This is a genomic window from Enterococcus sp. (genome assembly GCF_032555305.1).
Taxonomy (GTDB): domain Bacteria; phylum Bacillota; class Bacilli; order Lactobacillales; family Enterococcaceae; genus Enterococcus_A.
This window is the reverse complement of sequence record NZ_JAWGOQ010000032.1, coordinates 55,424-64,911: the sequence shown is the minus strand read 5'-3', so window position 1 is coordinate 64,911 and position 9,488 is coordinate 55,424. Positions and strand designations below refer to the sequence as shown.

Genomic DNA, 9,488 nt, shown 5'->3' with positions numbered 1-9,488 from the left:
ATTTCAGGTCGCTCGCAATGGCTTTTTTATTCTACGCTGCTTGCTAAGTTGTGTACTTTTGCGTTGCAATTGTATGTACCTTTATCTTGCCACAAACAATTGTCTAAATCATGTGCATAAATATTATGTTTCTTACAAAAAGACTCGCATATGAAATGATCAACTTCAAAATCATCTGAAGATACTAGTGAAATATCCACGCCACAATACGAACATTTTGTGTTATATATTTCGAAAAAAATCTCCTTATACTGTTCATTATTAGTGACAGCATTTTTCATATTATCATATTTTGATCCACTAACTATTTTATCCCTCAAGTCCTCCTTTTTTCTATCCGTATTCCGTAATCTTTCGTTATATTTAGTACATCTATAATCTTCTATTCTGTCTACCATCTTGTTACTCCTCGAGCAGTTCTTCAATTTTTTTGAACCCAGCTACTAACTTATCAATATCTTCCGAATTCATTGTTTTATACTCATCGATCCCGTGAACAGAGTTATCAATCATATCTCTCACATTCTCATCTAATGTTTCATTATTTTTTAGTTTATCCAATATTTTTTGATTCTGCTTTACTTTTAACATTGCTTTTTTAATTTCAGTCAATAAGACTTTATCATAGTGTTTTTCAGCATTTATTTCAGAATGTCTTTGTAACCTAGAATTAAATTTCGGAATAAAACCAAGATTTAGACAATCAGGATTTTGTGAGATTATTAAAACTTCGATAAAGGGATATTCTTTCTTTATAATCAGCTTGAACTCTTCCCCTGTGAACCTTTCCTGTAAATCCAAATCAGATTCTTCAAAGAGCCTAGAGTCTATCAATAGAATATTAGACTCAGTCAGATCAGAGCACCCAAGAAGATCAAGATAATTTGTTTTTGATTCAAATTCTCTATCTTGAGTCTTTAAATTGGGAATTCTATATTCTAAATTCTCCAAATATTCTGACAAAGCATCTTCCACTTGGTCATCTATATAAAGCAGTTTTATTTCATTTTTATCTTTCAATTCTATTCACTCCCTTTTTTTTCTTCTTGTTCATACAACACACATTCAAATAAAAAACCATTATGTCCATCAATATTATTAACAGTTCCATCTGTTGAGAGTACGGAGCTGTTCACCAGCCACATTCCAAGCCCATGTCCTTTATCTCTAGTTGATTCATGTGGCTCCAGAATTTTGAAAGGAGAATTAATAAATTTTTCACTTAATCCTACACCATTATCAGAATATTTGATCGAAAATGCATCATCTACTATTTCAAAAGAAACTTCTATCTCTAGCTTCTCTATCCCTTTTTCATTTTGTTGAATTGAATTTAATATCAAATTATCTAAAATTACATTCACTGCATCTTTAGAGACACAAAAATCGTCTTCATCTCCATATTTTTTTAAAGAGATATTCTTTAAAGAAGGATATTCGATATTCCACTTAGTAACAATTTTGTTCAAGAATAATTCAATATTCATTTTCTCAATATCAAAAAACTCAATCTCTACTTCCTCAAGAATGGTATCTAAAAATCTCAGCAACTTATTGTTAGTTTCTTTATTCTTACTCAATAATCTAGGAACGTTATTATGAGATCTTCTTTGACATCTGCTTGAGTTCAAGTCTTTCCACATATCATACTTCATCAACGCTTTGACTATATGATCATAATTAGTGGCTAGATTATTTCTTTTGTTATCTAGTTCATGAGCCACTGACATTGCTTTTAACCCAGAAGTCGCTAGTACATTCAAAAGTCTTATCTCATACCTATACTGTTCTTCCTTTTCTTTGCTACTTTTCTCAATAATAGAAGAATTATAACTATATTTAGAGAAATCTTTAGCGACTTTTACCAACTCATTTTTTTTCAGATCTAAAATTTTCTCAGGATTCTTAATAATTGTTTTTAGGCTCTCTTTTTTCTCATCTTGAACTTGTTCAACTTGGTTATCACTATGGACTTTCAATTTCCTAATTATTCCTTGTCTGAACTCTTCGAAATTTGATAGTGCTATGGAAATCAAATCAATCATAAGATGATAGTAAGCGTTCTCATCAAGTCCTTGTCTATTAGATAAATCTTTCAAATGCTTATTTCTTTTTTTATCAATCAAAACTGTTCCTGATAGTTGAGTAGGACTTACTCTCCATTTCCCTCTTGGGTGAGAGGCAGCAGCCGTAGATTCACTTGCTCTTTGTGCTAGTTTAATCCAGTCTTTGCTTCCATCGTATGAAGATATACTAAAAGCATTTCTATATAAAATTATCCCTTGCTTATATCTCTTTCTCAAGGCATTATGTTTGTAAAAAAAACGTTCTTTATCAATTCTAGAAATATTCTGTAAACTAAAAAAGAAAGTGCCAGAAAAATCGCCTATTCTTTCCATAAATTGAGGCAGCATTTCTCCATAGATATCTTTTTTTCTTGTTTTATAAATGGAGGTAGTTTCAAAATATTCTTTGGCCTTAATAACACTTTTTTCTACAATAGGAAACGACTTATATCCTATGATTTCTTCTGACTTAGCATCGAATTCATCACAAATAATCCCTAAATGAATTTCATTGGACTTGGAATTATACTTAAAATCAATCCTTGAAGTGTAATTTACCCCTAGTCTAGGTTCACTAAAAATGGCTTTTACCGGATATGAAACACCGCCATAGGTCAAATTGATGGAAAATTGTTTGCCATCATAAGATCTGGAAAGAAACTCTTTTAAAATAATTATTGAACTTTCATCCCAAGTATCCCTTAGTTCTGATAAAACAAATATAGTCCCATTATTCTTAATTTTATCTGACTCTTTTATATCATTATAAATATTAGTTTCTTTCCAATTTGTATACCATTTTATTGTTTCATCAGATTTATTTTTTGTATGCATTGTTGTCTCTTTTGACAAGCGAGCTAGAGCAAATCTACCAATCCCCTTAGATCCAGCTGTTATTCGTGTATTTTTAAACCCTACAATTTTCTCCTTATTGATATTACTTCTAAACCTAACTGCTCTTTTTTTATATTTAATAGATTCTTGACTCGATTGTGATACCAAGTAATTTTTGTTACTTTTCCCTACATGCATCCATTTATTAGTTATGTCGTCCTCATTCATACCTCTTCCATCATCCTGAATACAAATTATTAGTTTGCCACCAGAATCTTTTTTGAAATCAATATTAATAAAGTTTGCTCCAGCATCATAAGCATTTTTGACTAATTCCAACACTGCTGATTCCTTATTGCTAAAATTTCCTATACCCAAAAGTTCAGCAATCTTTTCATCTTCAATTACATATTTTAAGTTTTCCATTTAACTCCTCCTCAAATAATGTAGTTATTTATATCTTCAGAGGTGATTCTATATGAGGTTCCGTTTGAAGATATTCCTATTTTTTTTACATAGTCATAAAATTTTTTTGAATTCAATTCAGTTAGGGCAAACTCAAGACTATAAGTCTGGGGATGCAAAGAAGTGATATAAACACCTGAATAAGGTATATCCTCTCTCTCAAAAATACCCATTCTAACTCTGTCAGATATTATCAACCCCATAATAATCTTATCGTGATCAAGATGGGCTAAAGCCTGAGATCTACCATAACAAAACCAACTTGCAGATGAATCTGATTTTCTTTTCAGTAATTCATGTTTATTGTCTAACAAGTAACTATAAGTATTTTTATAGTATTCTTTTAAATCAGATTCACAAATTGGAAGCACTTCACTTTTGACTTGCTTGTAGGGATAAATAATATATTCAACTTTTTCATCATTCCCTATATAAGCAGGTTTTATCGCTTTTCTTGTAATACTTTTTTCAATCACTTTATTGTCCGCAAGGTACCAATAATTTCCATCTTCACTTATAGGATTTATCACAAAAATATTATTTCTTAAAGTGGCTACTCCATGAGCTACTTTAAATAAATCACCAAACCTAATACCTAAACGTTCATCAAAAAAGTCGTCAAAAACCCATTTATTTTCAACTTCAAAACCTTTTCTCTTAATTTTCACTTCATTACTCAATTTCATATCTGTATACTCAAAATATTCTTTTCTAAACTGTTTATCTACTAAAATAACTGCTGAAGATGTCATTCTTTTTTCAAATAGATTTGCTCCAGTGTAATTAATAATACTCTTTAAATTTTGGAAAATTAGACTTCTTAAACTATTTCCAAATCTATTTTTGAAAAAGTTATTAGGAATTAGATAAATCATTTTCCCAGAGTCATTAAGAGAATTTAATGCATCCTCTGTAAACGCGTAATAGTAGTCTGGTTTGCCTTTCCTACAAGAAAAGAAGCTTTCTCTGATATAGCTTCTTTCAGCTACAGGAAGTTCAGTGTAATTAATATAAGGAGGGTTACCAATTACGTAATCAAATTTTTCTAAAAATGAAAACTTTAATTTATCTCCCTGAATAATATTCCAATTTACATTTATAATTCCATATACTTCTGCAACTTTATTAAGATTTTCTATGCAATTTTTAACGTGAAATGGATCTAACTCTACTCCAACAATATCGCGCTCTAAACCAAGAGAAATTTCGTCAACATTTAAATTTTGCTTTTTACAATCTAAAATGTATCTATCAACTATTTGTACTAAAAAATTACCGTCTCCACATGAATTTTCTAGAACCCTTTTGCCAAATAAGTCCTTATTATAGTCAATGACATCTAACATACTCTTAACAATATCTTTCGGTGTAAAAACTTTACATTTATCTATCATGCGTTTTCCTATCCTTGGCTCATAAACTTCTTCTTACTCAAACAAGCCTTACTCAAATTTTAGAATTTCAAATATGTATTATAGTAAAAATCCACAAAGTGAAATATTCGCTTATAATTATATCAGAATGTAGAGGGGTAAGATATTCGAATTTTTTGCACTTATGAATCCAAAAAAATTTCAATATTAACTTATCACACTGATTTCGATTTTCTCCTCTAATCTCGGATTGTCTGAGCTTTGGATATTCTTATCCAACCACTTCAATATGAGTTTCATTGAGAACTTGTCGATTTTTTCAAATCCTTTAGAAATCTCTTGGTTAATTCGACTGAGTATTCTTTTGCCATAATCCTACAGACCGTATTACTTCATAGCATCTTTTAGTGACATTGTACCTGAGTCTTTTGGGTGTTCTTTCAGGGACTGTTCATCAACTTTAATATCATATTGGTCTTCTAGTTTTTCAAACGTGGCGTTTCGTATCAAAACTGAAACAGAAATATTTTCAAATTTAGCGAATTCTTTCAGCATTTTCCATTTCGTCATCACTTACTCTTATTGGAATAACAGGCATGGTAATTCCTCCTTCTCCATAATTCTGTTATATACATGCATCACATTCTCTCTATGGTCATCGTCCGGTTACGAATAAGCAGTCAATTCTCCAAACAAAAAAGAGACGCCTATACCATCAGTCATCTCAAAAAAATCATTCAGTTTTAAATTTCCCCAAGAACATCATTCTCAAATCTATCCTATGTTGACCATTCTTCCCCTACTAAACCTTTACCAAAAAATCCTTTTCAAAAATACCTATTCTCACAAGTCTTACGCCCTTTTATCTACGGTCTTTCAACTTCACATTTCTCTCATTGCTTACATTGTATTTCACTTCAACATCCACTAAATAATAAACAACATGCTGTAAGTCCTCTTCTGTCACGTCTGCCTCAGTGGCACTTGTTGTTTGTTTATACCTAAGCTTGACAACGTTCCCTTTTTTAAAGCTTTCTGGTTCCTCTGTTTCAAATAATGCTTGATCTAAATAGCTGTCAACCAGCACCACATAAGACTTCTCTCCTATGGTTCGAACACTCGTAACAAAGAAATAGTCGGTCCGTGTTTGAACAGGGTTTCTACCTAGCAGCAAGTCCAAGGACTGGACTTTTCTTGGATTTGAGATGGCGACTCTTTCCTCATCCTCGTTGAACAGGTTCATAGGTGTTACTTGATCTAATTCATCATAGGTAAAATTGATAATCTCATCTTTTTCGTATTTCAAATTCGTTTTCGTATCCCATTGTAAAAGGGTGCCGCTAGAAATATCTTGAAAAATCACACTATGACCATAATAGGCCTTAGATGCGCCCATGGGTACTCTATTATCAATACTAATTACCTTTGCTATTGTGTATTTTCTCATACCATCACCTACTATCCAGTATCCATTATAACTTGTTTTTCCTCGGTAACTAAGCGGTCAAGTCAAAAGAACACTCTTTGCGTTCGTTTTCATAAATCTATTATAAAAGAATGAAGACAACAAGAATAGTAAACCCATGAATCTCTTTCTCATAAAATCGCTTCTGCTATTTATTTGAGATTAATATTTCTAAAGGAAGTATCCATGCTTTTAAGGTTTTGTTATTAATCGTTACTTTAAGCCTACACGGATATTCGTACTCTAGTTCATCATAAGAAGACATTGGGCGCTGGTTCTGTGACGCTCACTGATTCGCGTTGCACTAGCATCGTGAGGGTCGGTCCATCACCACGGTGCTTGGCAGAAACGACTATTTTCTACCCCATTTTGACTTTTTCTACCTCAAAATGCTATAATTGGGGTAGAAAAAATGGAAAGTGGGGTAGAAAAATGAAACTGTTCAATTATGCTGAACTAGAAGTCTCTGCTCTAAATGTAGATATTGTCAATTTGCTGACAGCAATTCATGAATATCGTGGAAAACAAGAATTATATCTTGAATCAAAACCCGACGTCCTAGAGAAGTTACAAGATTTAGCGTTGATTCAAAGTACCGATGCGTCCAATAAGATTGAAGGTATATTTACAAGTGATAAACGACTTAGAGAGCTCGTTAAAAATAAAACTAAGCCTCATTCAAAAAATGAAAAAGAAATCACGGGTTATCGTGACGTGCTAAAAATGATTCATGAGAGTTATCAATATATCACTATTAGTTCAAATCATATTTTACAGCTTCACAAAGAGCTATATAGCTACCTGCCCGAATCACGTAGTGGAAATTGGAAACAATCCGACAATGTGATTACTGAGAAAGATAGCAATGGCGAAGAATTTGTAAGATTTCAACCTGCTTCAGCTTTTCAAACACCACAGCTAATAGAAGAGTTAATCGAACAATATACTATGGAAATGGAGAAGGGGAACATTGATCCTCTCATATTAATTCCATGTTTTATTCTCGATTTTCTATCTATACATCCTTTCAGGGATGGAAATGGGCAGATGAGCAGGCTGCTTACCTTACTTCTTCTTTATCAAAATAATTACCTTGTAGGTCGCTTCATCTCTATTGAAATGTTGATTGAACGAACAAAAACGACTTACTACGAAGCCTTGCATGACAGTTCAATTGGATGGTTAGAGAACAAACAAGATTATTTACCATTTTTACAATACATTCTGGGAATTATCTTAAAAGCTTATCGTGAATTTGAAACTCGTTTTAAAATCACACACAACATCACAATCTCCTCAAGTGATAGGATTTTGGAAATTATCACTCACTCGCTAACGCCTCTTTCTAAAGCTGATATCGTTATTCTAGCACCTGAGCTAAGCCAGAAAACAATCGAAAGAAGATTGACTGATTTAGTAAAATCAGAACGTATCCAAAAAATTGGCGCTGGCCGCTCTACCGCATACATCAGTAAAAGTTAATACCTCAATAATTTTTTTCTACCTCAACTCAGCTGTTTTGGGGTAGATATTTTTATTCTGAGTCAGATAAATAGGCTTTGTTCGATATTCCTGGCTAAAAACAGTCAATCAGCCATTAGAAGCCTTCCACCCAAAAATTTCACTCATCCCGCTCTTCAAACTCCAGCAGATAATGATCAAAATGACCGTTTTCTATGATATTCATTTCGATCGTATCCCATTCCTTATGGTTCAGAAGTTTTTGAACCAGCTTGTTTTCGATTTCCGCTTTGGTTGTCGTACCTACATCATAATAATCTATATCAGACAGATCGTTGATTTCATTACCTTCTTCATCTTCTGCATAGCTTGAGTAAATGTCGTAATCGACCACAATCTCATTATGTTTTCGCGTATGTCTCACTAATTCATCTAAGCTCGCGATTTCATAGCCAAAATACCTCAATGCCTCTTCTATTTCTTCATCATCCTAGCCGTAGTGAGGCTCATTTTTTTCAAGAATTTGTTGAATATCTTCTTTTTGTTCTTCAGTTAGTGATTCGTAAGTAATCTTACTGTGGATCGGTCCATCGGCATCACTTTTTTGTTCAACTCTATATAAAACGTTTCCATCTCGATCCAATACATTGACTTTTACTGCCCTATGACCGTTCAACAATGTGATCCAAATCGCACGTTCAGGTCGATACCCGCCAAAAGATAATCGTGTTTTTTGATACTCTACCGTCACCTTTTCATCCTCCTTAACAACATCTGTTTTTACCGTCATTATTATACAATGAGGCGATCGATGGGGACTAGCTGATTTCACGAAATAAAAACCCCAATTACGATCTATTTTTAATTAAAATGACTTGTTTTATATGAACTCAAGAACAAAAAAAGAGACGCCAATACCATCAGACATCTCACAAAAAATCCTTCTCAACATTATTTCACCTACACACAACAAAGACCCCTGTCCTGTGACAAGGGCTTCATTCCTTTTCGTAAACCTGCTTTCTACGCCCTGCTGTTAGAGCGAGTACAATTAATTTATCATCATCAATCTCACACAACACACGATAGTTTCCTACGCGATAATGCCGAATCACTTTTTTGTTACCGACTAATCCCTTCCCTCGTAATCTCGGATTGTCTAAGTCTTCGATATTCTTGTCCAACCACTTCAATATTAGTTTCGCTGAGAACTTGTCGATTTTTTTCAAATCCTTTAGAAATCTCTTGATTAATTCGACTGAGTATTCTTTTGCCATCATCCTACAGACCGTATTGTTTCATGACATCTTTTAGTGACGTTGTACTTGGATCTTTTTGGTGTTCTTTCAGGGCTTGTTCAGCAATTTTAATATCATATTGGTCTTCTAACTTTTCAAACGTGGTGTTTCGCATCAAAGCTGACACAGAGACATTTTCAAATTTAGCGAGTGCTTTGAGTATCTCCATTTCTTCATCACTTACTCTTACTGGAATAACAGGCATGGGAATTCCTCCTTCTCGATAATTCTATTATACATATGTATAACGATTTTTAGTTTCATGTCTTCTTTATATCTTTCTAATTCATGCTGACTTTCAGACATTCCAGCAGGGAGACCGAGCAACTATCAAATTGTCATAAATTTCTCTCAATTCATGGCTCCCTGTGAGCTATCAAATAAATGTTGAATCTGCTATGCAAAGGATCGTTTCTAGTATTCGAATCTCTCTATCAATAAATTCTTACTGAAAGCAGGACTGGACAAGTTCACGTATTTTAGTCAATTTTTCAAGAAAAGGACCCTTTTTGCAACAAATGAAAAC

11 protein-coding genes are annotated in these 9,488 nt (G+C 33.1%); 1 reads left to right on the top strand and 10 read right to left on the bottom strand.

The window, feature by feature from the left end; translation table 11 throughout:
• Positions 1 to 26 precede the first annotated feature (26 nt).
• From E6139_RS18970 to E6139_RS18945, 6 genes are all read right to left on the bottom strand, one after another.
• Positions 27 to 398 carry a hypothetical protein gene (locus E6139_RS18970; RefSeq protein ID WP_316405102.1) on the bottom strand — a complete coding sequence of 124 codons (372 nt, stop codon included), beginning with the start codon at positions 396 to 398 and terminating at the stop codon, positions 27 to 29.
• 4 nt (positions 399 to 402) lie between these two features.
• Entirely contained in the window at positions 403 to 1,020 is a 618-nt protein-coding gene (locus tag E6139_RS18965) for a hypothetical protein (RefSeq protein WP_316405101.1), read from the bottom strand.
• 2 nt (positions 1,021 to 1,022) lie between these two features.
• Positions 1,023 to 3,326 carry a sensor histidine kinase gene (locus E6139_RS18960; RefSeq protein WP_316405100.1) on the bottom strand — a complete coding sequence of 768 codons (2,304 nt, stop codon included), beginning with the start codon at positions 3,324 to 3,326 and terminating at the stop codon, positions 1,023 to 1,025.
• Between the two features lie 11 nt (positions 3,327 to 3,337).
• Positions 3,338 to 4,759, bottom strand: a complete 1,422-nt coding sequence (locus E6139_RS18955) for an Eco57I restriction-modification methylase domain-containing protein (RefSeq protein WP_316405099.1) — start codon at positions 4,757 to 4,759, stop codon at positions 3,338 to 3,340.
• Positions 4,760 to 5,125: 366 nt separating this feature from the next.
• Positions 5,126 to 5,308: a type II toxin-antitoxin system RelB family antitoxin gene (relB, locus tag E6139_RS18950; protein ID WP_316405098.1), complete on the bottom strand. Its 183-nt coding sequence runs from the start codon at positions 5,306 to 5,308 to the stop codon at positions 5,126 to 5,128.
• Between the two features lie 292 nt (positions 5,309 to 5,600).
• Positions 5,601 to 6,185: a hypothetical protein gene (locus E6139_RS18945; RefSeq protein WP_316405097.1), complete on the bottom strand. Its 585-nt coding sequence runs from the start codon at positions 6,183 to 6,185 to the stop codon at positions 5,601 to 5,603.
• A gap of 450 nt (positions 6,186 to 6,635) precedes the next feature.
• On the opposite strand from E6139_RS18945, the gene E6139_RS18940 reads away from it, so the two are divergent.
• Positions 6,636 to 7,685, top strand: coding sequence for a Fic family protein (locus tag E6139_RS18940; RefSeq protein ID WP_316405096.1), 1,050 nt, complete (start codon positions 6,636 to 6,638; stop codon positions 7,683 to 7,685).
• A gap of 139 nt (positions 7,686 to 7,824) precedes the next feature.
• Here the strand turns inward: E6139_RS18940 and E6139_RS18935 are convergent, their stop codons facing one another.
• The 4 genes from E6139_RS18935 to relB (E6139_RS18920) all read right to left on the bottom strand — a co-directional run bounded on the left by E6139_RS18935 (position 7,825) and on the right by relB (E6139_RS18920) (position 9,167).
• Positions 7,825 to 8,130, bottom strand: coding sequence for a hypothetical protein (locus tag E6139_RS18935; RefSeq protein WP_316405095.1), 306 nt, complete (start codon positions 8,128 to 8,130; stop codon positions 7,825 to 7,827).
• 24 nt (positions 8,131 to 8,154) lie between these two features.
• Entirely contained in the window at positions 8,155 to 8,415 is a 261-nt protein-coding gene (locus tag E6139_RS18930; RefSeq protein ID WP_316405094.1) for a hypothetical protein, read from the bottom strand.
• A gap of 247 nt (positions 8,416 to 8,662) precedes the next feature.
• The gene (locus tag E6139_RS18925; protein WP_316405093.1) at positions 8,663 to 8,941 is read right to left on the bottom strand and encodes a type II toxin-antitoxin system RelE/ParE family toxin; all 279 of its coding nucleotides are present in this window, start codon (positions 8,939 to 8,941) and stop codon (positions 8,663 to 8,665) included.
• Between the two features lie 4 nt (positions 8,942 to 8,945).
• Positions 8,946 to 9,167, bottom strand: a complete 222-nt coding sequence (relB, locus tag E6139_RS18920) for a type II toxin-antitoxin system RelB family antitoxin (protein WP_316405092.1) — start codon at positions 9,165 to 9,167, stop codon at positions 8,946 to 8,948.
• Positions 9,168 to 9,488 lie beyond the last annotated feature (321 nt).

Bases quoted from the DNA above. Each gene is read 5' to 3' on its own strand.
- E6139_RS18970 (WP_316405102.1), bottom strand. From the start codon at position 398: ATGGTAGACAGAATAGAAGATTATAGATGTACTAAATATAACGAAAGA.
- E6139_RS18960 (WP_316405100.1), bottom strand. From the start codon at position 3,326: ATGGAAAACTTAAAATATGTAATTGAAGATGAAAAGATTGCTGAACTT.
- E6139_RS18955 (WP_316405099.1), bottom strand. From the start codon at position 4,759: ATGATAGATAAATGTAAAGTTTTTACACCGAAAGATATTGTTAAGAGT.
- relB (WP_316405098.1), bottom strand. From the start codon at position 5,308: ATGACGAAATGGAAAATGCTGAAAGAATTCGCTAAATTTGAAAATATT.
- E6139_RS18945 (WP_316405097.1), bottom strand. From the start codon at position 6,185: ATGAGAAAATACACAATAGCAAAGGTAATTAGTATTGATAATAGAGTA.
- E6139_RS18940 (WP_316405096.1), top strand. From the start codon at position 6,636: ATGAAACTGTTCAATTATGCTGAACTAGAAGTCTCTGCTCTAAATGTA.
- E6139_RS18925 (WP_316405093.1), bottom strand. From the start codon at position 8,941: ATGGCAAAAGAATACTCAGTCGAATTAATCAAGAGATTTCTAAAGGAT.
- relB (WP_316405092.1), bottom strand. From the start codon at position 9,167: ATGCCTGTTATTCCAGTAAGAGTAAGTGATGAAGAAATGGAGATACTC.